General features: G+C 57.5%; 30 protein-coding genes and 1 pseudogene. 13 read left to right on the top strand and 18 right to left on the bottom strand.

What is annotated here, in order from left to right; translation table 11 throughout:
• Nucleotides 1-12: 12 nt before the first annotated feature.
• The 5 genes from citD to citG are packed head-to-tail and all read left to right on the top strand — an operon-like array spanning nt 13 to nt 4029.
• Nucleotides 13-306: a citrate lyase acyl carrier protein gene (gene citD / locus BMW97_RS11360; RefSeq protein WP_021242087.1), complete on the top strand. Its 294-nt coding sequence runs from the start codon at nt 13-15 to the stop codon at nt 304-306.
• On the top strand, nt 303-1178 hold the full coding sequence (gene citE, locus BMW97_RS11355) for a citrate (pro-3S)-lyase subunit beta (RefSeq protein WP_023344877.1): 876 nt from the start codon (nt 303-305) through the stop codon (nt 1176-1178). The genes citD and citE overlap by 4 nt, the downstream gene beginning before the upstream one ends.
• 10 nt (nt 1179-1188) lie before the next feature.
• On the top strand, nt 1189-2712 hold the full coding sequence (citF, locus tag BMW97_RS11350; RefSeq protein ID WP_045909940.1) for a citrate lyase subunit alpha: 1524 nt from the start codon (nt 1189-1191) through the stop codon (nt 2710-2712).
• On the top strand, nt 2709-3248 hold the full coding sequence (citX, locus tag BMW97_RS11345; RefSeq protein ID WP_045909939.1) for a citrate lyase holo-[acyl-carrier protein] synthase: 540 nt from the start codon (nt 2709-2711) through the stop codon (nt 3246-3248). Before citF ends, citX begins: the two co-directional genes overlap by 4 nt.
• The gene (gene citG, locus BMW97_RS11340) at nt 3226-4029 is read left to right on the top strand and encodes a triphosphoribosyl-dephospho-CoA synthase CitG (protein WP_045909938.1); all 804 of its coding nucleotides are present in this window, start codon (nt 3226-3228) and stop codon (nt 4027-4029) included. The genes citX and citG overlap by 23 nt, the downstream gene beginning before the upstream one ends.
• A 79-nt stretch (nt 4030-4108) precedes the next feature.
• Here the strand turns inward: citG and BMW97_RS11335 are convergent, their stop codons facing one another.
• The 4 genes from BMW97_RS11335 to mutY form a co-directional block, all read right to left on the bottom strand.
• Nucleotides 4109-5365: a nucleoside permease gene (locus BMW97_RS11335; RefSeq protein WP_008499767.1), complete on the bottom strand. Its 1257-nt coding sequence runs from the start codon at nt 5363-5365 to the stop codon at nt 4109-4111.
• A 218-nt stretch (nt 5366-5583) separates the two neighbouring features.
• On the bottom strand, nt 5584-6660 hold the full coding sequence (mltC, locus tag BMW97_RS11330; protein ID WP_014885201.1) for a membrane-bound lytic murein transglycosylase MltC: 1077 nt from the start codon (nt 6658-6660) through the stop codon (nt 5584-5586).
• Between the two features lie 124 nt (nt 6661-6784).
• Nucleotides 6785-7057 (bottom strand): oxidative damage protection protein, encoded by a 273-nt coding sequence (locus BMW97_RS11325; protein ID WP_008499765.1) that lies wholly within the window; start codon nt 7055-7057, stop codon nt 6785-6787.
• Nucleotides 7058-7082: 25 nt separating this feature from the next.
• The gene (gene mutY, locus BMW97_RS11320) at nt 7083-8135 is read right to left on the bottom strand and encodes an A/G-specific adenine glycosylase (RefSeq protein WP_175430174.1); all 1053 of its coding nucleotides are present in this window, start codon (nt 8133-8135) and stop codon (nt 7083-7085) included.
• 144 nt (nt 8136-8279) lie between these two features.
• On the opposite strand from mutY, the gene trmB reads away from it, so the two are divergent.
• Genes trmB through BMW97_RS11305 form a run of 3 tightly spaced genes read left to right on the top strand, consistent with a single transcriptional unit; the run spans nt 8280 to nt 10098 of the window.
• Nucleotides 8280-8999, top strand: a complete 720-nt coding sequence (gene trmB, locus BMW97_RS11315) for a tRNA (guanosine(46)-N7)-methyltransferase TrmB (RefSeq protein WP_045909936.1) — start codon at nt 8280-8282, stop codon at nt 8997-8999.
• On the top strand, nt 8999-9325 hold the full coding sequence (locus BMW97_RS11310; RefSeq protein WP_003862421.1) for a YggL family protein: 327 nt from the start codon (nt 8999-9001) through the stop codon (nt 9323-9325). The genes trmB and BMW97_RS11310 overlap by 1 nt, the downstream gene beginning before the upstream one ends.
• Before the next feature lie 56 nt (nt 9326-9381).
• Nucleotides 9382-10098, top strand: a complete 717-nt coding sequence (locus BMW97_RS11305) for a YggN family protein (protein WP_008499762.1) — start codon at nt 9382-9384, stop codon at nt 10096-10098.
• A 75-nt stretch (nt 10099-10173) separates the two neighbouring features.
• On the opposite strand, the gene BMW97_RS11300 is transcribed toward BMW97_RS11305, so the two are convergent.
• From BMW97_RS11300 to BMW97_RS11275, 6 genes are all read right to left on the bottom strand, one after another.
• A complete protein-coding gene (locus tag BMW97_RS11300; RefSeq protein WP_071949300.1) occupies nt 10174-10536 on the bottom strand; it encodes an endonuclease domain-containing protein in 363 nt (120 codons plus the stop codon).
• 63 nt (nt 10537-10599) lie between these two features.
• A complete protein-coding gene (gene hemW, locus BMW97_RS11295) occupies nt 10600-11742 on the bottom strand; it encodes a radical SAM family heme chaperone HemW (RefSeq protein ID WP_045909935.1) in 1143 nt (380 codons plus the stop codon).
• Entirely contained in the window at nt 11735-12328 is a 594-nt protein-coding gene (locus BMW97_RS11290; RefSeq protein WP_025912468.1) for an XTP/dITP diphosphatase, read from the bottom strand. Before BMW97_RS11290 ends, hemW begins: the two co-directional genes overlap by 8 nt.
• Nucleotides 12329-12331: 3 nt before the next feature.
• Complete coding sequence (gene yggU, locus BMW97_RS11285; RefSeq protein WP_045909934.1) at nt 12332-12628, bottom strand: DUF167 family protein YggU; 297 nt, start codon at nt 12626-12628, stop codon at nt 12332-12334.
• Nucleotides 12625-13191, bottom strand: a complete 567-nt coding sequence (locus BMW97_RS11280; RefSeq protein WP_045909933.1) for a YggT family protein — start codon at nt 13189-13191, stop codon at nt 12625-12627. The genes yggU and BMW97_RS11280 overlap by 4 nt, the downstream gene beginning before the upstream one ends.
• A 21-nt stretch (nt 13192-13212) precedes the next feature.
• A complete protein-coding gene (locus BMW97_RS11275) occupies nt 13213-13914 on the bottom strand; it encodes a YggS family pyridoxal phosphate-dependent enzyme (protein WP_045909932.1) in 702 nt (233 codons plus the stop codon).
• A 17-nt stretch (nt 13915-13931) separates the two neighbouring features.
• Here BMW97_RS11275 and BMW97_RS11270 point away from each other — a divergent pair, with 17 nt between their 5' ends.
• Entirely contained in the window at nt 13932-14912 is a 981-nt protein-coding gene (locus BMW97_RS11270) for a type IV pilus twitching motility protein PilT (protein WP_045909931.1), read from the top strand.
• A 10-nt stretch (nt 14913-14922) separates the two neighbouring features.
• Here BMW97_RS11270 and ruvX read toward each other — a convergent pair whose 3' ends face one another.
• The 8 genes from ruvX to metK form a co-directional block, all read right to left on the bottom strand.
• Nucleotides 14923-15339, bottom strand: a complete 417-nt coding sequence (gene ruvX / locus BMW97_RS11265) for a Holliday junction resolvase RuvX (protein WP_021242076.1) — start codon at nt 15337-15339, stop codon at nt 14923-14925.
• The gene (locus tag BMW97_RS11260) at nt 15339-15899 is read right to left on the bottom strand and encodes a YqgE/AlgH family protein (RefSeq protein ID WP_008499752.1); all 561 of its coding nucleotides are present in this window, start codon (nt 15897-15899) and stop codon (nt 15339-15341) included. The genes ruvX and BMW97_RS11260 overlap by 1 nt, the downstream gene beginning before the upstream one ends.
• 87 nt (nt 15900-15986) lie before the next feature.
• Nucleotides 15987-16934: a glutathione synthase gene (gene gshB / locus BMW97_RS11255; RefSeq protein WP_045909930.1), complete on the bottom strand. Its 948-nt coding sequence runs from the start codon at nt 16932-16934 to the stop codon at nt 15987-15989.
• Between the two features lie 19 nt (nt 16935-16953).
• On the bottom strand, nt 16954-17685 hold the full coding sequence (gene rsmE / locus BMW97_RS11250) for a 16S rRNA (uracil(1498)-N(3))-methyltransferase (protein ID WP_021242075.1): 732 nt from the start codon (nt 17683-17685) through the stop codon (nt 16954-16956).
• Nucleotides 17686-17737: 52 nt separating this feature from the next.
• On the bottom strand, nt 17738-18445 hold the full coding sequence (gene endA / locus BMW97_RS11245) for a deoxyribonuclease I (protein ID WP_090392766.1): 708 nt from the start codon (nt 18443-18445) through the stop codon (nt 17738-17740).
• A 94-nt stretch (nt 18446-18539) separates the two neighbouring features.
• Entirely contained in the window at nt 18540-19037 is a 498-nt protein-coding gene (locus BMW97_RS11240) for a SprT family zinc-dependent metalloprotease (protein ID WP_021242073.1), read from the bottom strand.
• A gap of 58 nt (nt 19038-19095) precedes the next feature.
• Entirely contained in the window at nt 19096-20493 is a 1398-nt protein-coding gene (gene galP, locus BMW97_RS11235) for a galactose/proton symporter (protein WP_008499747.1), read from the bottom strand.
• Nucleotides 20494-20920: 427 nt separating this feature from the next.
• The gene (metK, locus tag BMW97_RS11230; protein WP_014885184.1) at nt 20921-22075 is read right to left on the bottom strand and encodes a methionine adenosyltransferase; all 1155 of its coding nucleotides are present in this window, start codon (nt 22073-22075) and stop codon (nt 20921-20923) included.
• Between the two features lie 138 nt (nt 22076-22213).
• Here metK and BMW97_RS24110 point away from each other — a divergent pair, with 138 nt between their 5' ends.
• The 4 genes and pseudogenes from BMW97_RS24110 to speA all read left to right on the top strand — a co-directional run bounded on the left by BMW97_RS24110 (nt 22214) and on the right by speA (nt 24855).
• A complete protein-coding gene (locus BMW97_RS24110) occupies nt 22214-22384 on the top strand; it encodes a hypothetical protein (RefSeq protein ID WP_045335271.1) in 171 nt (56 codons plus the stop codon).
• 170 nt (nt 22385-22554) lie between these two features.
• Nucleotides 22555-22644: pseudogene (locus BMW97_RS24380) on the top strand (hypothetical protein); the annotation flags it as partial.
• A gap of 94 nt (nt 22645-22738) precedes the next feature.
• On the top strand, nt 22739-22870 hold the full coding sequence (yqgB, locus tag BMW97_RS11220) for an acid stress response protein YqgB (RefSeq protein ID WP_127312443.1): 132 nt from the start codon (nt 22739-22741) through the stop codon (nt 22868-22870).
• An 8-nt stretch (nt 22871-22878) separates the two neighbouring features.
• On the top strand, nt 22879-24855 hold the full coding sequence (gene speA, locus BMW97_RS11215) for a biosynthetic arginine decarboxylase (RefSeq protein ID WP_008499744.1): 1977 nt from the start codon (nt 22879-22881) through the stop codon (nt 24853-24855).
• Nucleotides 24856-24899 lie beyond the last annotated feature (44 nt).

Genomic DNA, 24899 nt, shown 5'->3' with positions numbered 1-24899 from the left:
CAGGAATTTATCATGAAAATTGTAAGGGAGGCGCTGGCCGGAACGCAGGAGTCCAGCGACCTGATGGTGAAAATCGCTCCTGCTCACGGCGAGCTGGAGATCGTCATCCACAGCGAAGTGATTAAGCAGTTTGGCGAGCACATTCGCCAGGTGGTCAACGACACATTGCGCGCCATGAACGTGCACCAGGGATTAATCATTATTGAAGACAAAGGGGCGCTGGACTGTGTGATTCGCGCCCGTCTGCAAAGCGCGCTGATGCGTGCCGCCGATGAACAGGCCATCAACTGGGGGGCGCTGAAATGAGCAAACTCCGCCGCAGCATGCTGTTCCTGCCGGGCGCTAACGCCGCCATGCTCTCCACCGCCTTTATCTACCGTCCCGACTCCATCATGTTTGACCTGGAGGACGCCGTTGCCCTGCGCGAGAAGGATACCGCGCGCATGCTGGTGTTCCACGCGCTGCAGCATCCGATGTATCAGGATATCGAAACCGTGGTGCGCATTAACCCGCTGAGCACGCCGTTTGGCCTGCTGGATCTGGAAGCCGCCGTGCGGGCAGGCGTGGATGTGATTCGTCTGCCGAAAACCGATACCCCGGACGACATCTACGAGCTGGAGGGCCACCTCGAGCGCATCGAGCAGGCGTGCGGCCGCGAGATCGGCTCCACCCGCGTGATGGCGGCGATTGAGTCGGCTATTGGCGTCATCAACGCCGTGGCGATTGCCCGCAGCTCTCCGCGCCTCATCGGCATTGCGCTGGCCGCCTTTGACTACGTGATGGACATGCAGACCGAGCGCGGCGACGGCACCGAGCTGTTCTACGCCCGCTGCGCCGTGCTGCACGCCGCCCGCGCGGCGGGTATCGACGCCTTCGACGTGGTGTGGTCAGACGTTAACGACGAGGCCGGGTTCCTGCGCGAGGTCGATTTGATCCGCAAGATGGGCTTCAACGGCAAATCGCTGATTAACCCGCGCCAGATTGACCTGCTGCACAACGCCTACGCCCCGACGCAGGAAGAGGTGGATCACGCCAGAAGGGTGATTGAGGCGGCAGAAGAGGGCGAGCGTAACGGTCTGGGCGTGGTGTCGCTTAACGGCAAAATGGTGGATGCACCGATTATTAACCACGCGCAGGTGGTGCTGGAGCGCGCGGCGGCCTCCGGCGTGCGTCGGTAAGGATAAGACAATGAATCAGACAGAACTTCTTCATGTGAATTTTCCCCATCTGCGGGACTTAAAACCCTTTGATACCGCCCACAGCACCACGCCGTGGCTGGCGGACAGCGATGCGAAGCACAGCCGCAAGCTCTGCGCCTCTGTTGAAGAGGCGGTTAAGCGCTGCGGCCTGCAGGACGGGATGACCATCTCCTTCCACCATGCGTTTCGCGAAGGCGACCGGGTGATCAACACCGTCGTGGCGCTGCTGGCGCGGATGGGCTTCAAAAACCTGACGCTGGCCTCCAGCTCGCTGATGACCTGCAACGACGCGCTGATCGAGCATATCGAAAGCGGCGTCATCACCCGGATCTACACCTCGGGCATGCGCGGCAGGCTGGCGGACGCCATCTCCCACGGGCTGATGGACGAGCCGGTGCAAATCCACTCCCACGGCGGTCGCGTGAAGCTGCTCCAGGACGGCGAGCTGAATATCGACGTGGCGTTTCTCGGCGTGCCGTGCAGCGATGAGTTTGGCAACGCCAACGGCACGCACGGCAAATCGTGCTGCGGCTCGCTGGGGTACGCCATGGTGGACGCGCACTTTGCCCGCAAGGTGGTGCTGCTGACCGAAGAGCTGGTGCCGTTCCCCAATATGCCCGCCAGCCTGGTGCAGGACCAGGTGGACTACATCGTGCAGGTGGAGAGCGTAGGCGACCCGGCGAAAATCAGCGTCGGCGCAGCGCGCGTCACCAGCAACCCGCGCGAGCTGATGATTGCCCGCTATGCGGCGGACGTGATCGAGCATTCCGGCTACTTCAAGCCGGGCTTCTCGATGCAGACCGGCTCCGGCGCGGCGGCCACGGCCTGCACCCGCTTTATGGAAGAGAAGATGGAGCGCAGCGGCGTGAAGGCGCGCTTTGCTCTCGGCGGCATCACCGGCAGCCTGGTGGATCTGCACGAGAAGGGGCTCATCGAAAAGCTGCTCGATACCCAGTGCTTTGACGGTCAGGCGGCGGCCTCGCTGGCGCGTAACCCGAACCACGTGGAGATCTCCACTAACGTCTACGCCAACCCAGGCAGCAAGGCGGCAAGCTGCGACCAGCTCGACGTGGTGATCCTCAGCGCCCTGGAAATCGACGTCGAGTTCAACGTCAACGTCATCACCGGCTCCGACGGCGTGATGCGCGGCGCGTCCGGCGGGCACTGCGACGTGGCCGCCGCGGCGAACCTGACCATCGTCGTTGCCCCTCTGCTGCGCAGCCGCATTCCGACTGTCGTGAAGCGGGTTACCACGCGCCTCACGCCGGGCGAAAGCATCGACGTGCTGGTTACCGATCACGGCATCGCGGTCAACCCGGCGCGCCCGGAAATCCGCGAGCGGCTGCTGGAAGCCGGGCTGAAGGTGGTGGATATCAACGCGCTGTACGAGCGGGCGATCTCCCTGACCGGCGTCCCGAAACCGATTGAGTTTACCGACAAAATCGTCGGGGTGATCCGCTACCGCGACGGCAGCGTGATCGACACCGTGCGACAGGTGAAGGAGGAAGTATGACTTTAGCGACACCCGTGCGGGCGGGTGTCAGCCTTGACGAACTGCTGGCGGCGAAAGAGCGCCGCGCAGCGCGCCAGGCTGACATGCTTGAGCACTATCAACAACCGGTGATTTCCCTCACGCTGGTCACGCCAGGGGAGATCAAGGACAGCCTGCGCTACCGCAATACCATGGGCGTGGCGCTGCAGATATGCGACCAGCTGCTGTGGGAAAACCGCTGGCAGGTGCTGGACCGTCAGGTGCTGTGGCTCCCGACCGGACCTGAAGCCCTCTGGTGCGTGGCCCATCCGGCGGTAGAAATCAAAGCACACTGTGCGGAACTGGAGCAGACGCACCCGCTCGGCAGGCTGTGGGATCTGGACGTGATCTGTCCTCAGCACGGCCACGTCGGGCGTCAGTCGCTGGGGGCGAATCTCAGGCGCTGCCTGATCTGCGACGCGCCCGCCCACGCCTGTTCCCGTTCGCGCAACCACCCCGTTGAGCAGGTGGTTTCCCGCGTGGAGAAGACGATTGATGACTGGTTTGCTCGCGACTAAACCACGCCGGGCTGACGTGCCCGCGCTTGCCGAAGCGGCGCTGTGGCAGGAGCTGGAGCTGACGCCCAAGCCGGGGCTGGTGGACAGGCTCAACAACGGTTCCCATCGCGATATGGACCACGCGCTGTTTGTCCGCAGCATCGTGGCAATTACGCCGTGGTTTTCGCGCTTTGCCGAGCTGGGCAGCGCGCATGCGGATAAACCCGCTGGCGAACAGCTACGCCTTCTCCGCCCTATGGGGCTGGCCTGCGAGCAGGCCATGTATGCCGCGACGAACGGGGTGAACACGCACAAAGGCGGGATTTTTGCCCTGGGTTTACTGTGCTTCGCCGCCGGTCGTGTGAAAAATATCTCCGCAGAGAGCCTCTGTTGTGAGGTGAGTAACATCTGCAGCGGGCTGGTATCGCGGGAGCTGGCCGCACGCAGCGGACAGGCGACGGCGGGCGAGCGACAGTTCCAGCAGTACGGCTTAACCGGCGCGCGCGGTGAGGCGGAGAGCGGCTTTGCGACGGTGCGTAAGGCGCTGGCGCAGTGGAATGGACATTCACTTCACGGCCTGCTGTTACGCCTGATGGCCGTCAATCAGGACAGCAATCTGGTATCTCGCGGCGGCATGGAAGGGTTGCGCTACGTTCAGAGCTACGCGCGGGAACTGCTGGCTAACGGCTGGGATCGCGAGGCGTTGATCAGAATGGATAACGCACTGATTGAACGGAACCTAAGCCCGGGCGGCAGCGCGGATTTACTGTCGGTGGGGTGGGTGCTGTCTGGAATAAAATAGCCGGGTGGCGGCTTCGCCTTACCCGGCCTACGGTCTTGTTTTGTAGGCCCGGCAAGCGCAGCGCCACCGGGCACAACAATCAATGCGCGATTGGCTGCGCACCGTGCGGTTCACGCACGTGCTTGTACTTGAACAGCGCGATGAACGCGAAGAACAGCACCAGCGAGTACGCCGCGAAGATCAGCCACACCGGCTGCCAGTTGGTGATGCCGTTGGTGGTGTACATCTCAACCACTTTACCGCTCACCACGCCGCCCAGAATACAGCCGAAGCCGTTGGTCATCATCAGGAACATACCCTGCGCGCTGGCGCGGATTTCAGGCTTCACTTCTTTTTCCACAAACACCGAACCGGAGATGTTGAAGAAGTCGAAGGCGCAGCCGTAAACAATCATCGACAGCACCAGCAGCACGGTGCCGAACGGGCTTGGGTCGCCGTAGGCGAACAGACCGAAGCGCAACATCCACGCCGCGATACTGATCAGCATGACGTTCTTGATGCCGTAGCGGCTCAGGAAGAACGGGATGGTCAGGATGAACAGCGTCTCAGAGATCTGAGAGATGGACATCATCACCGACGCATGTTCAACGATAAAGCTGCCGGAGAACAGCGGGTTGTTATCGAAGCTGTGCAGGAAGGTGTTGCCGAACATGTTGGTGATCTGCAGCTCCGCGCCCAGCAGCATGGAGAATATAAAGAAGATCGCCATGCGTTTGTTTTTGAACAGCGCGAAGGCATCCAGGCCGAGCATGGTGCTCCAGCTCTGGTTTTTCTGCTGGTTAGACACCGGAATGGTTGGCAGCGTCAGGGTGAAGATCGCCAGCAGCACGGAGAGCGCTGCACCGATATAGAGCTGCATATGGCTCAGTTCGAAGCCCGCGAAGCTCACGCCCCACATCGCCATGATAAAGCCGATGGTGCCCCAGATACGGATTGGCGGGAAATCGGTCACGATATCCATATCCGCGGATTTCAGGCGGTAATAGGAGATGGTGTTGATCAGCCCAAGCGTTGGCATATAGGCCAGCGAGTTAAGCAGGATCACCATGAACATTGCCCCCGGCGTGGTCACCTGGGCTGCCATAAACAGCGTCCCCGCGCCCACCAGATGGCAAAGCATGTACAGCCATTTGGCGCTTAGCCATTTATCCGCCACGATCCCCAGCAGCGTCGGCATGAAGACCGCCGCAATACCGAGCGAGCTGTATACGGCACCGATTGACGCACCATCGAACTTGAGCGTCACAAACATATAGGAGCCGAGTGTAGTCAGCCAGCTACCCCACAGGCAGAACTGCAGAAACGACAATATTTTAAGCTGCAGCTTAAGGTTCATGTTACTTTCCTCACAAGTGAGCGGGAGATATGTTGTTATAGGAACATTCAGGGTTGTTATTTGATGCAATTCTATCAGTTGGCAACGATATGTTTTGTTACCTCCCGCAAAAAAATGCAATCCACATTAATTTGCAGTTTGGATTGTGATGCAAATAACATTTTCGTATGGGTGGGGGGAAGCAGAACACCTTCTCCTTGCAGGAGAAGGTGTGTTGATTATCGACGACGATAGTTTTTCTGCGCCGTATTCACCTTATACAGGTACCGGCGGGATTCCGCAGACGGGTGGCGGGTGGTGAGGGTGGAGTAGACATCCCCCGGCGCCATGCTGTTGATGATGTTCGCGGCCTGCACTTTGTCATTCGAGAAGACGCGCAGCACGCTGCCCGCGCCGCCGTTATAGGCGGTGATCACCGCATAGCGACGCGACGTTGGGTTATCGATACCGCCGAGATACACATTATTCAGCATCGCCAGATAGGCGGTACCGGTATCAATGTTGCTCTGCGGGTCGAACAGATAGCTGCGGCTCGGCGTGCCGGATTTCCCCTGCGCGCGGAAGACGTCTTTCCCGGCGCTGTGCTGTACCACCTGCATCAGCCCCAGGGCGTCGGAACGGCTTACCGCATACGGGTTAAACGAGGATTCGGTCTGCATAATCGCCAGGATCAGCGACTCATCCACGCCGTACTTACGCGAGGCCTGACGCACCATGCCCAGATACTTATGCGCACGCTTGTCGAGGTGGTTCGGGACGAGGTTGATGGTGACGCTATAGATGATCTTCAGACCGTTAGAGCGGCTCTTCAGGCGCGTCTGCAGCAGGTAGTCGGCAAATTTCGTGGCGCGACCTTCCCAGCGGATCGGCTGACCGGTCTGATCGACAACCTGACCGTACAGGAACGGCTCTTTCGAGATGGTGATATCGTCGGCATCGGAGTAGAGATCGATAGAGCCCGGATCGTCACCCATCAGCAGGGTTTTGATAATCGCCTGACGGAGTCGTGCCGCAGGGTCCGTGCCTGCGATGGTCTCAATCGTGATCGTCCCCTCATCAAAGTTGATGTGGCTACGGGTCAGATAGGCGTCGGTGTACTTAACGTAGTCCTTAGGTCCGGCAATAAGAACTTCGTTAAATCCCCATATATTCTCGATGTTATGGGCAAACTGCCCCATCAAAATGTCAAAACCGTTGGTGTCCTTGATCCAGGCCTCGTTGTAATCATCGCCTTTTTTTGACGAACACGAGACCAGCAACGGCGCAACAAGGGCTAGCGCTAAAAGTTTTTTCATCATTCCGGGAGTGCGTGTTGTGTTTGCCTGGTCGTTGCTGTTGCCCGGCGGCGCTATGCTTGCACGGGCCTACGGTTTTGTAGGCCGGGTAAGCGTAGCGTCACCCGGCAACAGCCGCTCGATATTATTTTTCCGGTGGCGTATAGCCTTCGATGTGCACGTCTTTACCTTCGAACAGGAAGCTCACCATCTCCTGCTCCAGCAGCTTGCGGTGTTCCGGGTTCATCATGCTGAGTTTCTTCTCGTTGATCAGCATGGTCTGCTTTTTCTGCCACTGTCCCCAGGCTTCTTTGGAGATTTCATTGTAGATGCGTTTACCCAGCTCGCCCGGATAAAGCTGGAAATCCTGGCCTTCAGCGTCACGCTGCAGGAAAGTACAAAAAATCGTTCTGGCCATACTCATTCCTCTTTTTTGACCGATGCTAAACCATTGCACCGGCACGTAATTGCTGTAACAGGCGCTCCACGGGAGCCGCCAGCCCGACTGATGGCGGTTGCGCTAAGTTATACCAGAGAGCGGTGCCTTCATCCATGCACGAGGCGAAGGAGGACACGGGAAGCCACATCGGCACAATATCCAGATGGAAATGGCTGAAGGTGTGGCGAAACGCGGTCAGCTGCGTCAGGTTATCGGCAGCAATCCCACGCTGTTTAAGCCATTCACGCAGCAAGTCTTCATCTTCAAACTGTGGGAAGCAGTATAGACCACCCCATAGACCGCTCGGCGGACGCTGGGCCAGGAAGACCTCGTCACCATGCTGCATCAGCAGCATGTAGCCGGTGCGCTCCGGCAGCGTCTGTTTGGGTTTCTTGCCCGGATACTGCGCCCAGGAATGGTTGGCATACGCCACGCAGAGGTTACTCACCGGGCAGAGTTCGCATTTGGGTTTTGAGCGCGTGCAGACCATGGCGCCAAGATCCATCATCGCCTGGTTGAAGCGCTCGACGCCGTTGGCCGGGGTAACCGCTTCACTGATTTCCCACAGGCGTTTTTCAACGTCCTTCTTCCCCGGCCAGCCGTCAACGGCATAGCAGCGTGCCAGCACGCGCTTTACGTTGCCGTCGAGGATCGGGAAATGCTTGCCTAAAGACAGAGAGAGAATAGCGCCTGCGGTTGAGCGCCCCACGCCGGGAAGATCGGCCACTTCATCGAAGGTTTCCGGGAATTTCCCGTTGTGGCGCGTCGCAACCTGCTGAGCGGCTTTGTGAAGGTTACGCGCGCGGGCGTAATAGCCAAGACCGGTCCACAGGTGCAGCACTTCGTCCAGCGGGGCGTTGGCCAGATCGGTCACCGTCGGGAAGCGCGCCATAAAACGCTCGAAGTAAGGGATTACCGTGGCGACCTGCGTTTGTTGCAACATCACCTCGGAGAGCCATACTTTGTAAGGCGTTTTTTCAATTTGCCAGGGCAGGGTTTTACGCCCGTATTTGTCGTACCAGTCCAGCACCTGGGCTGAAAATTGAGAGGCTTGCATGGTCATCGATTCGCATAATCAGGGACGCAGATTGCAGCACAGCGTCAATCTGCTGTAAACCGGATCTTTCCCATGCTTGCATAGAAGCCTTAACTTTGGATAATGCCCGTTTCCCGAACATTCTCACAAGCAGACAACTCTTTTATGAAAAACGACGTCATTTCACCGGAATTTGATGAAAACGGTCGCCCGCTGCGCCGTATTCGCAGCTTTGTCCGTCGTCAGGGCCGCCTGACAAAAGGTCAGCAACACGCGCTGGACAACTACTGGCCGGTGATGGGCGTTGAGTTCAGCGAGCAGCCTCTGGATTTCAGCGAGCTGTTTGGTCGCGACGCACCGATCACGCTGGAAATTGGCTTCGGTATGGGCGCCTCGCTGGTGACCATGGCGAAAGCGCGCCCGGAGCAGAACTTCCTCGGTATCGAAGTCCACTCCCCGGGCGTCGGCGCGTGTCTGGCAACGGCCCATGAAGAGGGCGTTGAGAACCTGCGCGTGATGTGTCACGACGCGGTGGAAGTGCTGCACAAAATGATTCCTGACAATTCTTTAACCATGGTTCAGCTCTTTTTCCCTGACCCGTGGCACAAAGCGCGTCATAATAAACGCCGTATCGTTCAGGCGCCGTTTGCCGAGCTGGTTAAAAGCAAGCTGAAGCTGGGCGGTGTCTTCCATATGGCGACCGACTGGGAACCGTATGCGGAACATATGCTGGAAGTGATGTCGTCGCTGGACGGTTACAAAAACCAGTCTGCGAGCAACGACTATGTACCGCGTCCGGAATCGCGTCCGGTAACGAAATTTGAACAGCGTGGCCATCGTCTTGGTCACGGTGTATGGGACTTAATGTTCGAGAGGGTGAAATAATGGCAAAGAATCGTAGCCGTCGTCTGCGTAAAAAGATGCACATCGAAGAATTCCAGGAAGTGGGCTTCTCCGTTGCGTGGCGTTTCCCGGAAGGCACCAGCGTTGAGCAGATCGATCAGGACGTGGATGCGTTCATCAACGAGGTGATCGAGCCAAACAAACTGGCCTTCGACGGTAGCGGCTATCTGGCCTGGGAAGGTCTGATCTGCACCCAGGAAGTGGGTAAATGCACCGAAGAACATCAGGCTCTGGTCCGTAAATGGCTTGAAGACCACAAGCTCGAAGATGTCCGCGTCAGCGAACTTTTCGACGTTTGGTGGGACTAATTAAGCAGTAAGGGGCCAGCATTAGCTGGCCCGTTTTGTCTGAGGGAGTGTTTAAGATGCGCAAAACGTTGCTGGCAGTTGCTTTGATGGCAACCGGATTCACCGCCCATGCGGATTATCAATGTAGCGTCACCCCGCGTGATGACGTGGTGTTAAGCCCGCAAACCGTGCAGGTCAAAGGCGAGAACGGCAATCTGGTGATTACGCCAGAAGGGAACGTCACCTATAACGGCAAGCAGTACAACCTGACTGCCGCACAGCGCGAGCAGGCGAAAGACTACCAGTCCGAATTGCGTACCGCGCTGCCGTGGATTAATGAAGGTGCCCTGACGCGCGTCGAAAAGAGCCGCGTGGCGCTGGATAAGATCATCACTAAAGAGGTGGGGGAGAGCAGCAACATGCGCACCCGCCTGACGAAGCTGGACAAGCAGCTTAAAGAACAGATGAACCGGATTATCGAGACGCGCTCCGACGGCCTGACGTTCCACTACAAGGCGATTGATCAGGTCCGTGCCGACGGGCAGCAGCTGGTGAACCAGGCGATGGGCGGCATCCTGCAGGACAGCATCAACGAGATGGGTGCCAAAGCGGTGCTGAAAGGCGGCGGTAACCCGCTGCAGGGCGTGCTGGGCAGTCTGGGCGGCCTGCAAACCTCCATTCAGAACGAGTGGAAAAACCAGGAAGATGATTTCCAGCAGTTCGGCAAAGACGTGTGTAAACGCGTGGTGTCGCTGGAAGACAGCCGGAAGGCGCTGGTGGGGACGCTGAAGTAAGATCTCTTCGCGCTGGGCCCCTCACCCTAACCCTCTCCCCAAAGGGGCGAGGGGATGGTTTGCTCCCTCTCCCTTTCAGGGAGAGGGCCGGGGTGAGGGTTGCAGCATTTGCAGTGTCTCAAGGATCTTTTCCAACACAGCCTCTTCATTATTCCAAAGTTCGTTGTTCCAGAATCGAATAACGTGCCAGCCCTTTTGGTTTAACCACAACGTCCTTTGATGATCGTATTCCTGATTTTCATCATGCTGTCCGCCATCCAGCTCAACTGCCAGACGTGCTTCGCAGCAGGCGAAATCCAGTATGTAGTTTCCTACCGGATGCTGTCGGCGAAATTTATAATTTTCGAAACGGCGGCTGCGCAGTAGATACCAAAGCCGCCTTTCTTCCGTTGTCAGCTCGCGTCTGAGCTGTTTTGCATATGAACGCGTAATTTCCATCCCCACACTCTGCCAGCCTTTCCCTCAGCCGGCAGAACGGGATGCAAAATCCTGAATCAGCCTTCAGGAATCTTCGGCGAGGAACAGCTCAAGAAGGGAGTTCAGGAACAGTTTGCCGTGCTCGGTGATCTGCCAGTAATCATCACATTCCGTGAGATATCCCTGGGCCAGCGCCTCGTCGATCTGCGGGCGAATCACCGATTCCGGCAGCCCGGTGTACAGCGCAAACTCCGCGCGCGGCGCGGCTTCCAGCAGGCGGAAGCGGTTCATAAAGAACTCAAACGGTTTATCCGCCGCCTCGACGTCGTGCTGACGCTCCAGGTAGCGGCCTTCCATATACCCGCGCGGGTGACGGGTTTTGGCGGTGCGCAGAATGCGCCCGTCCGGGAAAGTCACCTTACCGTGCGCGCCGCAGCCAATCCCGAGATAGTCGCCAAAACGCCAGTAGTTCAGGTTGTGCTGACACTGGTAGCCCGGCTTCGCATACGCCGACGTTTCGTACTGCTGATAGCCCGCAGCGGTTAAAAGCCTGTGACCCTGCTCGAAGATATCCCATAGCGCGTCGTCATCCGGCAGCACCGGCGGACGCGAGCCAAACAGGGTGTTGGGCTCGATGGTGAGCTGGTACCACGACAGGTGCGGCGGGTTCAGCGCAATGGCCTGACTCAAATCGTCCAGCGCCTCGTCCAGCGACTGATCCGGCAGGCCGTGCATCAAATCGAGGTTAAAGCTGCGAAGATTAAGGCCAGTCGCCAGGTTTGCCGCGCGCTTCGCCTCTTCCGGGCCGTGAATACGCCCCAGGCGCTTCAGTTTCGGCTCGCTAAAGCTCTGCACGCCGATGGAGATGCGGTTCACGCCCGCGCGCTGATAGTCGACAAAACGGTCGGCCTCAACGGTGCCGGGGTTGGCTTCCATCGTAATTTCAGCATCCGCTGCCAGGTTCAGGCGCGCACGCACGCCGTCCAGCAGCGTTTGCATCGCCGGGCCTGACAGCAGGCTCGGCGTACCGCCACCAATGAAAATGGTCTTAACTTCACGTCCCTGTGCGTAAGGTACATCGGCGTCCAGGTCGGCCAGCAGATGCGCCACGTAGTCATCGTGCGGCACTTCGCCCTTCAGCGCGTGCGAGTTAAAATCGCAGTACGGGCATTTCTGCACGCACCACGGGATGTGAATATAAAGACTCAGAGGCGGCAAATTAGCCATTACGCAGTGCTTCCAGTAACAGTTTCAGCGCGCGTCCACGGTGGGAAATCGCGCTTTTCTCTTCGCGGGTCAGTTCCGCAGCGGTTTTGCCCTCGGAAGGGACAAAGAAAATCGGGTCGTAGCCAAAGCCGCCGTTGCCAGCCGCTTCACGGGTAATCACGCCCGGCCAGCTGCCGTGGCAGACGATCGGCGTCGGGTCCTCCGCGTGACGCAGATAGACCAGCACGCAGTGGAACTGCGCGGTGCGCTGCTCGTCCGGGACGTCTTTCAGGGCGACAAGCAGCTTTTCCAGATTCTGCTGGTCGGTAGCGTCAACGCCGGAATAGCGCGCGGAGTAGATCCCCGGCGCGCCGCCAAGGGCGTCTACGGCCAGGCCGGAGTCGTCGGCAATCGCGGGCAGGCCCGTAATCTGCGCGGCATGGCGTGCTTTGAGGATCGCGTTTTCGATAAACGTCAGCCCCGTCTCTTCGGCGGAATCCACGCCAAGATCGGTCTGGGCGACCACGTCCAGACCAAAATCATTTAATAGCGAGGCCAGCTCGCGCACTTTACCGGCGTTGCCGGTCGCGAGAACAACTTTCTGCATGGTTTAGTCCTGTTCTGTCAGAGCCGCGACTTCCGTCGGGATAGATTGCGGATTAAGGATTTTTACCTGTTTATGTCGCCCCAGTTCGCCTTTTTCAATGATGACCTGGCTTTTGGCGACGCGAAACTGTTTTGCCAGATATTTGGTCAGATGCGCGTTCGCCTGGCCGTCAACCGGCGGGGCGGTGATGGCGACTTTTAACTCGTCGCCATGCAGTCCAACAATATTGTCACGGCTGGCTTTCGGCTGAATATACAGCCGTAAAACCAGCCCGTCAGCGCAGGTGCTTACTGCACTCATAGCGCCATCCACAGCCCCGGCAGCAGCATATCGCCCGTGGACTGCAGCAGTTCAGCGATCCCCATGTTGATCACATAGAGCAGCAGAACCAGGATCATCGGCGAAAAATCGATGCCGCCCATAGACGGAAGCAGGTTACGGATTGGACGCAGCAGCGGCTCGGCCAGCTGAATCAAGGCATACTCTACCGGGCTACGGCCCTGGCTCACCCAGCTCATGATCGCCATGACCAGCAGCACCCAGAAAATCAGCAGGCCGATGGTTTTGATCAGAATCAGAACGGCGGCAATCCAGATAATCGGCTGGAAGGTGATGACCATAAACAGCACGATCGCTTTGATAACGCTCAGAATAAACGCCACCAGCAGAGACGAGCTGTCGATGGGACCCATGGCCGGGATAATACGGCGCAGCGGTCCGACAACAGGTTGCGTGATTTTCACGACAAATTGCGAGAACGGATTGTAAAAATCACAGCGGGCCCACTGCATCCAGACGCGCAGCAAAAGCGCCATCGTGTACAGCTCAATGACCGTTGAGAGCAGGAAAGTCAACGTCTTCATGGCGTTCCTCAGGTTTCCTTATTATTTTGAGTAGTCGCGCGCACCGAAAATTGCCGTGCCGATGCGCACCATCGTGCTGCCTGCCGCAATGGCGGCTTCCATATCATCCGACATGCCCAGAGAAAGCGTGTCTACCGTGTGATAGCGCGCTTTAAGCGCCTCAAATGCTACAGCCATTTGCTGTGCCACGGCAAACTGCCTTTCATAACTTGACTCAGGCGCCGGGATTGCCATCAGCCCGCGCAGGGTTAAGCGCGGCAGTTCGGCCACTTCGGCTGCCAGCGCATCCAGCTCGCTCAGCGCAATGCCGGACTTGCTGTTTTCGTCACTGATGTTGACCTGAATCAGCACGTTAAGCGCTGGCATCTCTGCCGGACGCTGGTCGTTCAGACGCGTCGCAATACGCAGGCGGTCAATGGTGTGACACCAGTCGAAGTGCTCTGCCACCAGACGGCTTTTGTTCGACTGCAGTGGGCCAATAAAGTGCCACTGCAGATCCGTCTTCCCCTGTTCCTGGAAGTAGCGAATTTTATCCACGCCTTCCTGCACGTAGTTTTCACCAAATGCCCGCTGGCCTGCGTCAATGGCTTCTGCGATGGCGCTCGCAGGCTTGGTTTTGCTGACTGCAAGCAGCGTAATTTCTTCTGAAGCCCGGCCGCAACGCGCTGCGGCGGCTGAGATTTTGTCCCGGACCTGTGCCAGGTTATGCGCAATGTCGTTCATTTTCCGAGGAGTAGTCTATGGATGTGGAAGAAATTGTGGCCCTTAGTGTAAAGCATAACGTCTCCGATCTACACCTGTGCAGTGATTCGCCACCCCGCTGGCGCAGAACAGGCCGCCTTGAACCGGCACCGTTTCCTCCTCCCGATGTCGGGGCGTTGTTAAAAGCGTGGCTCAACGATGAGCAGCAGGGGATATGGTGGGCCAGCGGGCAGGTGGATTTTGCCGCGACGGTGGCGGGAGGCCAGCGCCTGCGCGGCAGTGCCTTTATGCAGATGCGCGGTGTCTCTGTAACGCTGCGGCTGTTGCCGCGTACCTGTCCGCAGCTCGCTTCACTGGGTGCGCCGAGGGCCATCCCGGAACTGTTAACCAATGAGTCCGGGTTGATTCTGGTGACGGGGGCGACCGGCAGCGGTAAATCTACGACGCTGGCGGCGATGGTTGATTTTCTCAACCACCATACTGACGGCCATATCCTCACGCTCGAAGATCCGGTGGAATTTATCTACCAGAGCGAGCGTTGCCTGATCCAGCAGCGGGAGATCGATCAACACAGCCCGTCATTTGCCGACGCGCTGCGCAGCGCCTTACGCCAGGATCCTGACGTGATTCTGCTCGGGGAGCTGCGCGACAGCGAAACGATCCGCCTGGCGCTGACGGCAGCAGAGACCGGGCATCTGGTGCTGGCGACCCTGCATACGCGCGGGGCATCGCAGGCGATCGAGCGGCTGGTCGATACGTTCCCGGCGCAGGAGAAAGATCCGGTGCGTAACCAGCTGGCCGGCAGCCTGCGTGCGGTGCTGGCGCAGAAACTGCTTCCCGATCTTCAGGGCGGGCGCGTCGCGCTGTATGAACTGCTGGTGAATACCGCCGCGGCGGCGAATCTCATTCGTGAAGGGAAAACGTGGCAACTTCCCGGCATCATTCAAACTGGTCAGCAGGCAGGCATGCAGAACTTTGACCAGAGTCTGGCGGAGAGACGGGCGCAGGGGCGGCTGTAGGCCCCTGTGCTTAAAAGCCCTGCTCGAAATAGCTTTCGAGGATGATGACGGCTGAAGCGGAGTCGACGCTGCCTTTGTTCAGCGCCCGGAAGCCGCCGTGCTCAAACAGACCCGCGCGCGCTTCGACGGTGCTCAGACGCTCATCGTGCAGCTTCACGGAGACGCCAAAGCGGCCATGGATTTTATTGGCAAACTTACGCGCCCGGGCGGTCAGCGGCTGTTCGGTACCGTCCATGTTGAGCGGCAGCCCAACAATCACGTCATCCGGCTGCCACTCCTTGAGCAGGCGCTCAATGAGGTTCCAGTCCGGCGTACCGTCGTTGGCCTTCAGGGCCGTAAGCGGGCGCGCGGTACCGGTGATGCGCTGCCCCACGGCGACGCCGATGCTTTTGGTACCAAAATCGAAGGCCAGAAGCGTTCCGCTCATCAGGCGTGCCCCGCTACGCCAGGCATGGTCAGAATATCAATTCCAATCAGTTTCGCCGCGTCGCGCCAGCGATCGGCTATCGGCGTTTTAAACAGGATATTCATGTCCGCAGGCGCGGTGAGCCAGGCGTTATCGAGGATCTCCTGCTCAAGCTGGCCTTTCTCCCACGACGAATAGCCCAGCGCCACCAGCACTTCAGAAGGCTGCTCTGCGGTGCCCAGCGTTTCGAGCACGTCACGCGAGGTCGTGATAACGGTGTTGTCGGAGATGCGAATGCTGGAAGAGAATACCGGCGGCGTATGCAGGATAAAACCGCGATCTTCTGCGAGAGGTCCACCCAGCATCACGGGCTTATCAAGCCGGATTTCCGGCAGTCGCGCTTCAGCCGGGATTTTCAGCTTGTCCAGAATCCCTTCAACCTGAAGATTTTCCAGCGGTTTATTAATGATAATACCCATCGCGCCGTCTTCATTGTATTCACAAATATAAACCACGGCGCGGCGAAAAATCGGGTCCTGGAGAGCAGGCATGGCAATAAGAAAGTGATGCTGTAAATTCATTGTCAGAGGTACTGTTTCCTGGTTTAAAAAGCGACAGCGCCCAGTATGGGGACAAACTCAGGCGCTGTCACTAATAGTATTGTTAGGTTATTTTTGTAAACGTTTTTCGATAGCGTCCATCAGCATGCCGGTGATTGAGACAGGGAATTCCGCCTCAATTTCACGAATGCAGGTCGGGCTGGTGACGTTCACTTCGGTCAGACGATCGCCGATGATATCCAGACCGACGAAGATCAGGCCTTTGGCTTTCAGCGTAGGGCCAACGCGGCGGGCAATTTCCCAGTCGCTTTCGGTCAACGGACGCGGCTCACCACGGCCACCGGCCGCCAGGTTACCACGGGTTTCGCCACCCTGCGGGATACGCGCCAGGCAGTAAGGGACCGGTTCGCCATCCACCACCAGAACGCGTTTGTCGCCGTCTTTGATCGCCGGAATATAGTTCTGCGCCATGCAGTAACGCGTCCCCAGTTCGGTCAGCGTTTCGGCAATCACGCCAATGTTCGGATCGCTCTCTTTCACGCGGAAAATCGACGCGCCGCCCATGCCGTCCAGCGGCTTCATGATGATGTCGCCGTGCTTCTGCCAGAATGCTTTTAGCTGGGCTTTGCTGCGGGTCACCAGGGTTTCCGGCGTCAGGTCAGAGAACCAGGCGGTATAGAGCTTCTCGTTACAGTCGCGCAGGCTCTGCGGCTTGTTGACGATCAGCGTTCCCTTCTCTTCGGCACGTTCGAGAATATAGGTGCAGTAGATGTACTCGGTGTCGAACGGCGGATCTTTACGCATCAGGATGACGTTGAGATCGGCCAGCGCAATGTCCTGCTCGGTGCCGAACTCATACCATTTGTCGTAGTTCTGCTCGACGTTAACGATGCGTGTGCGGGTGCGGGCTTCACCGTTGATCAGGTAAAGATCGTTCATCTCCATATAGTGGAGTTCATAGCCGCGACGCTGCGCTTCCAGCAGCATGGCGAAGCTGGAATCTTTCTTGATGTTGATGTTTGCGATGGGGTCCATCACGATGCCGAGCTTGATCATCTTTCTCTCCAATAATGCGTCAACCCAGATCGCCAAACCGTACCTGTAGCGCGGTAATGGCCGTGAGTGCCGTTGTCTCAGTGCGCAGAACGCGTGGTCCCAACAGAATATCAGTAAACTGGTAACGTGCCGTCATCGCAATTTCGTCCGCCGACAGGCCGCCTTCGGGACCAATCAGCAGGCGAACGCGCTCAACGGGCAGCGGCAGCGTATTGATGCTGGCGCTGGCGCGCGGATGAAGATTGAGCTTCAGCCCACTGTCCTCTTCTGCACACCACTCCTCCAGGTCCATCGCCGGGCGGATCTCCGGAATCCGGTTGCGGCCACTCTGTTCGCAAGCCGCGATGGCAATTTTCTGCCACTGCTGGATCTTTTTGTTCAGACGTTCCGCATCCAGTTTAACGCCACAGCGCTCAGAAAAAAGTGGCGTAATGAGGCTTACACCCAGTTCAATGGATTTCTGGATCGTGAACTCCATTTTCTCGCCGCGCGACATCACCTGGCCCAGATGGATGTGCAGCGGTGATTCCCGGTCATCCACTTCACCGCGCAGGACGTTCACGTGTACGCTTTTTTTATCTGCCCGCGTAATTTCGGCGTCGAAAACCTGGTTGGATCCGTCGAACAGCTGTATTGCCTGACCGGCGCCCATGCGCAGCACGCGGCCAACGTGGTTGGCGGCGTCATCAGACAGGGCGATTTCGCGGCCTGCGGTAATCAGTTCAGGATGGTAAATGCGGGGAATGCGCATAGTCAGAAATTCCGTGTCTCATACGATGTAAGCGAATTGCCGCTAGTGTAGGTTAGCTCTTTTGCGCCTGGCAAGCCCGCTGGACATAAGGGTTGTGATTCCCCTGGACTCTGGCGATACGTTCGTCGCGCTGGCATTCCCACTCCGTCACCGGGTACTGCTTGTCCCAGGCGTTGAACAGCTGCGTCTGCTGGCGGGAAAGGTTGAGATCGTAACGGTCGCGCATATAGAAATAGGTGCGGGCAATGCTGCCGCGCGCGCGGGCAGGGGGCTCGGCGACTTTCTCTTTAAAATCAATCTTCATTCCGCACTGGCCGTACTGGCCTTCGCCACCGTTCCACTGGCTGTACATGAAGTTACCCCGGTCGCCGTTCACTTCGCCCACCGCAGGCTGCAGGTTATGCATATCGCTTTCCATCTGGCGGTAAACCGGGTCTTTGGCACAGTTTTTACGTCCGCCTTCCTGCCAGCACTGGCGCTGGTGGCCAAACTGCCATGCCGGAACGACATGTTCCCATTCAATACGGCTGGCGCGGTTTTCGTTTTTACGCACCTTGTAGCCGCAGGATTCAAGGTCAACGACCCCTTTTTTACCCTGCCAGTTAATTTTACAGCCGCAGTAGAAATCGCCTGGCACGTCGGCGTTGACCTTAACACCGGCCGCTTTGGCCTGAGAGAAACTGTTGATACTGTCGGCCAGGGCGTGGCCTGAGAGCGCTGTCGTCAAAAAGGCGACCGCAAGAGAAAAATTACGGGACATCTTACACTCCGTGTCAAAACGAGCCCGCAACGTAACGAATGTTGTTCCTGTATGCAATCAGCCAGATCAGGAAAGTTCCTGAAAGTTCAGATAATTATTCCGCAACCAGCGGCTCGCCACATTTGACGCAGCGGTAGGTCGCCTCGCCGCGCACCACGCGATTATGGCGGCGGACGGTAAGCTGGTGCTGCTGGCACTGACAGCGGTAGGGGAAGGTATTGCGGCGTACCGATTCCAGCTCGAACTGATGCGTGCGGCGGGCCGGAACGCCGAGCACCGCCTCCATCATCCACTTCCACTCTTTTCCATGCGGCGCGACGCGGCCAAAGTGTTTCCACACCAGCAGGTGCGCCAGCTCGTGCGGTACCACCTCATCGATAAACGCCTGCTGGTTTTCCATCATCAGCACCGGGTTAAGGCGGATCTCATACGACTCAAGCCAGGCGGTGCCCGCCGAGGTACCACGCTGCTGGTAGACGAGTTTGGGTTCAGGGTAGTTGCGACCGAGCTTCAGGTTCGCCTGGGCGAGTTTTTCCCGCAGGCTGCGCATAACGGCCTGCTGAATGGCGATGGGGAGACGGGGTGCTTTCATAGGGGCAGAGCATAAAGCGCGAAGCGGGGAGGCGCAAGAGGCGCCTCCCGCAAGAGGATCAGTCGTGGGCGCCGATTTCGCGCAGAGGACGACCTTTCATCAGGTTACGTTCAATATGTTCCAGAGACACGTGTTTGGTTTCTGGAACCAGCCAGATGGTCAGCACAATAAAGAAGATGTTCAGACCGGCGTAGACCCAGAAGGTGTTCGCATTGCCCAGGGTATTGAGCATGGTCAGGAACGTTGCGCCGACGATCATGTTCGCAATCCAGTTGGTTGCGGTAGAGCAGGTGATACCAAAATCACGCCCTTTCAGCGGCTGGATCTCAGAGCACAGCACCCAGATCAGCGGACCGGCGCTCATCGCAAACCCGACGATAAACATCAGCAGCATGCCTACCGCAAAGTACTGGGCGGTTGGGGAGTGAATGCCCACATGCATCATGGTACCGAGGACGCCCATACCGGCCGCCATCACCAGGAAGCCCAGCGTCAGGGTTGGCTTACGTCCCCAGCGGTCCACCAGACCGATGGCGATAAAGGTCGCCAGCACGTTGGTCAGACCCACGATGACGGTCCCCCACATCTGCTCGGTGGTGTTGGTATAACCCGCCAGCTCAAAGATTTTGGGCGCGTAGTACATGATGACGTTCATCCCCGTGAACTGCTGCATCACCTGCAGCAGTACGCCGAGGAAAACGGCACGACGGAAGTTGCTGTTCTCTTTAAACAGCGCCCAGCCGGACTGTTTGACCTTCAGGCTTTCGCGGATCTCTTCCAGCTCGTTTTTCGCTTCTGCGCTGGTATCGCGCAGGCGCATCAGCACGCGTTCGGCATCGTGGAAGCGACGTTTTGCAGCAAACCAGCGCGGGCTGTCCGGCAGGAAGAAGACACCAATCAGCAGCAGAACTGCAGGGATGATGATCACGCCGAGCATCCAGCGCCATGCGCCGCTGTAGCTAAACGCCGTATCGGAAAGGTACGCGCCCAGGATACCGATGGTGATCATAAGCTGGTACATCGAAATCATACTGCCGCGGATTTTCTCCGGCGCAATTTCAGACAGGTAAAGCGGGGCGGTATAGGACGCCACGCCCACGGCCAGACCGAGCAGCACGCGGGAAACCAGCAGGACCTCAACGTTAGGCGCTGCGGCAGAGAAGAGTGAGCCGGCAACGAACAGGATCGCGCCGATCATCAGGCTCTTTTTACGTCCGAGCTTGAAGGAGAGCCAGCCGCTGCCGACGGCCCCGACGGCTGCGCCAAACATCATGGAGCTCACCACCCACTCCTGGGTGTGAGCGCTGATCTGGAACTCGTCAGTGATGAAAGGTAATGCACCGGCAATCACGCCGATATCCAGGCCAAAAAGTAATCCTGCCAGGGCGGCGAGGAAACAGACGAAGAATGTCATCGCCTTGTTGGACGTACGCCCCTGTTTTTTATTGTCAGGCATTATGCCCTCCAGTTGGGTTATCAGTTTTATTGATGTTAAGGGTAGGTGAGCGACCCGTAAAAATATGTGAGATTAATCACATTGGTGTAATCGGTTACACTCGTGTGTAACCGTAAATAAAATTAAGGCTTTGAAAATATAGAGGTAAATGAGGTGATGCGCATCGCGAAAGGACACATTTCAGACTTAACTGAAAGGGAATGTAACAGCAGAAGTAAGGCGATCACGCAAAGAGAATATTCTGAAAGCGGAAGACATCCGCTGCGGTGTAATCGGTTCCAAACGGTGCGCCTTTCAGCCGGGTGGCGGCTGCGCCTTACCCGGTCTATAAAAACTCCGTACCCCGTAGGTCGGGTAAGGCGTAGCCGCCACCCGACAAAAAAAAGGCCAGCCCGAAGGCTGGCCTTTTAAAAGCGATGTCAGTCGATTACTTCAGACCGGCAGCTTCACGCAGCAGCGCGGCTTTGTCGGTTTTTTCCCATGGGAAATGTTCGCGACCAAAGTGACCGTATGCAGCGGTTTCTTTGTAGATTGGGTGCAGCAGATCCAGCATCTGAATCAGGCCGTATGGACGCAGGTCGAAGAACTCGCGCACCAGCAGGGTCAGCTGTTCTGAAGGCACTTTCTCGGTACCGAAGGTTTCCACCATGATGGAGGTGGGTTCAGCCACGCCGATAGCATAGGAAACCTGAATCTCACAGCGGTCAGCCAGGCCGGCAGCAACGATGTTTTTCGCTACATAACGTGCCGCGTACGCTGCAGAACGGTCCACTTTTGATGGATCTTTACCGGAGAATGCACCGCCACCGTGACGTGCCATGCCGCCGTAGGTATCAACGATAATTTTACGACCGGTCAGACCGCAGTCACCCATTGGGCCGCCGATCACAAAGCGTCCGGTTGGGTTGATGAAGAATTTGGTGGCGCTGCTCAGCCATTCGGTAGGCAGAACCGGCTTGATGATCTCTTCCATCACTGCTTCCTGCAGGGATTTCTGATCGATCTCTTCGGAATGTTGGGTGGACAGAACGACCGCATCAATACCGACAATTTTACCGTCGTCGTACTGGAAGGTGACCTGGCTTTTTGCATCCGGACGCAGCCACGGCAGGGTGCCGTTCTTACGCACTTCAGCCTGACGCTGCACCAGACGGTGTGCGTAGGTGACCGGCGCTGGCATCAGCACGTCGGTTTCGTTGGTTGCATAGCCGAACATCAGGCCCTGGTCGCCCGCGCCCTGTTCCAGCGGATCGGCACGGTCAACGCCCTGGTTGATGTCTGGAGACTGTTTGCCAATCGCGCTCAGTACCGCGCAGGAGTTGGCATCAAAGCCCATATCAGAATGCACATAACCGATCTCACGCACCGTGTTACGCGTGATCTCTTCGATATCAACCCATGCGCTGGTGGTGATCTCACCGCCAACCAGAACCATGCCGGTTTTTACATAGGTTTCACACGCGACGCGCGCTTTTGGATCCTGGGCGAGGATCGCATCCAGCACCGCATCGGAAATTTGGTCAGCAATTTTATCAGGATGTCCTTCTGATACGGACTCGGACGTAAACAGGTGTTTTGCCATGTTTTATTTCACCTAAGAGGAATTTGGTTAGCTCAAGCTGCTGTGTGGAATAGCCAAAGGAGATAATTCTACCAAGGCCTGCAGGTTTTTGACACTGGCAGTATGAGTGTTAATCAGTATAGATGGATTAACATCTGGATGGCTATTTTAGGTCACTTCTTCACCCGATTTCCAGTTTTTTTTGACTCATCTCTCACTCAGTTGAAATTGCTGCTGGCAAAAATTCCTGACGGTGCTGGCAACACGCGCATTTTTGTTTTGCTTTTTAGCCCCCTTCTCGGTATAAAACGCGGCGCGCGGCTCATATAAAATAAGCGCTCGATGAACTCATCGTGTCGCCACTTCCAGCCGGGTAAAGCAGTGAACTTTTAGCTTTGGCTTGGGGTCCGTTTCAGCAGAGGCGGCCGTGGAGGTGATACGAGATAATGAACCATCGTTTTCCGCTAATTCAGCGCAGCCGTTCTGGCGCACATTTGATTCCCGCAACCCGCATTTCTAGTCTGCAAACCTGCCGATGTTATACCCATCTCGGCGCTTCTCAGGATTCCAGGGCCGGTCACGCTTTGTGAAAACTGAACAAGGGCGCTCTTGTTAATACAAGAGTTTTCTCGTGGTTTCGCCGAACCTTGTCATACAGAGTTCGGATACGTGTTTTACAATGATATGAATAAGAAACCGGTCGCACGGTCTGGATTTCAGCATACTCTGCTGGGAAACGGAGCCGTTTATGGGTTGTTATCGCCGTATAACGCTGCGATAGTAGTCAACTGTTTTACACTTAATACAAAGAGTTGAGGTTCGCTATGTCTGACGACATGTCTTCTTTTTCGCCTTCGTCAGCGGGCGAACAGGGTGTACTACGTTCTATGCAGGAGGTTGCGATGAGCTCCGAGGAAGCCAGCAAGATGCTGCGCACTTACAATATTGCCTGGTGGGGCAATAACTACTACGACGTCAACGAACTGGGCCACATCAGCGTCTGCCCGGATCCGGACGTCCCTGAAGCGCGCGTGGATCTCGCCAAACTGGTGAAAGCCCGTGAAGCTCAGGGCCAGCGTTTGCCTGCACTGTTCTGCTTCCCGCAGATCCTGCAACATCGCCTGCGTTCGATTAACGCCGCGTTCAAGCGCGCGCGTGAATCCTACGGCTATAAAGGCGACTACTTCCTGGTTTACCCCATCAAGGTAAACCAGCACCGCCGCGTGATCGAATCTCTGATCCACTCCGGCGAGCCGCTGGGTCTGGAAGCCGGCTCCAAAGCGGAGCTGATGGCGGTTCTGGCCCATGCGGGCATGACCCGTTCAGTGATCGTCTGTAACGGCTATAAAGACCGTGAATACATTCGTCTGGCGCTGATTGGCGAGAAGATGGGCCACAAGGTCTATCTGGTTATCGAGAAGATGACTGAAATCGCCATCGTGCTGGAAGAGGCCGAGCGTCTGAACGTGGTGCCGCGCCTTGGCGTGCGTGCGCGTCTGGCGTCACAGGGTTCCGGAAAATGGCAGTCCTCCGGCGGCGAAAAATCCAAGTTCGGCCTGGCGGCGAACCAGGTGCTGCAACTGGTAGAAATTCTGCGCGAGCGTGGTCGTCTGGACAGCATTCAGCTGCTGCACTTCCACCTCGGCTCGCAGATGGCCAACATTCGCGACATCGCGACCGGCGTACGTGAGTCAGCGCGTTTCTACGTTGAGCTGCACAAGCTTGGCGTGAATATTCAGTGCTTCGACGTGGGCGGCGGCCTGGGCGTGGACTACGAAGGGACCCGCTCGCAGTCTGACTGCTCCGTGAACTACGGCCTGAACGAATACGCGAACAACATTATCTGGGCGATCGGCGATGCCTGTGAAGAGAACGGCCTGCCGCACCCGACGGTGATCACCGAATCCGGTCGCGCGGTCACCGCGCACCATACGGTACTGGTCTCGAACATCATCGGCGTTGAGCGCAGCGAAACCACCGAAGCGACGCCGCCGGCAGACGATGCGCCGCGTTCCCTGCAGAGCATGTGGGAAACCTGGCAGGAGATGCACGAGCCGGGCACGCGTCGTTCCCTGCGCGAATGGCTGCACGACAGCCAGATGGACCTGCACGACATCCACGTCGGCTACTCTTCAGGCACCTTCAGCCTGCAGGAGCGCGCGTGGGCGGAGCAGCTCTACCTGAACATGTGCCATGAAGTGCAGAAACAGCTCGACCCGAGCAACCGTGCGCACCGTCCGATTATCGACGAGCTGCAGGAGCGAATGGCGGATAAGATCTACGTCAACTTCTCGCTGTTCCAGTCGATGCCGGATGCCTGGGGTATCGATCAGCTGTTCCCGGTTCTGCCGCTGGAAGGGCTGAACCACGCCCCGGAACGTCGCGCGGTGCTGCTGGACATCACCTGTGACTCTGACGGCGCAATCGACCACTACGTTGATGGCGACGGTATCGCAACGACGATGCCAATGCCGGAGTACGACCCGGAGAACCCGCCGATGCTGGGCTTCTTTATGGTCGGCGCGTATCAGGAGATCCTCGGCAACATGCACAACCTGTTCGGTGATACCGAGGCGGTTGACGTGTTTGTCTTCCCTGACGGCAGCGTGGAAGTTGAGCTGTCTGACGAAGGGGATACCGTGGCGGACATGCTGGAATACGTTCAGCTCGATCCGAAAACCCTGCTGACGCAGTTCCGCGACCAGGTGAAAAACACCGGGCTGGACGATGCGCTGCAGCAGCAGTTCCTGGAAGAGTTTGAAGCGGGTCTGTACGGTTATACGTACCTGGAAGACGAATAACGCACGAATGGAGCGTTAAAAAAAGGGTCTGACGAAAGTCAGAC

The organism is Enterobacter sp. NFIX58 (assembly GCF_900110475.1).
Lineage (GTDB): Bacteria > Pseudomonadota > Gammaproteobacteria > Enterobacterales > Enterobacteriaceae > Enterobacter > Enterobacter quasiroggenkampii.
The sequence above is the reverse complement of the archived record's forward strand: the minus strand, read 5'-3'. Positions and strand labels throughout refer to the sequence as shown.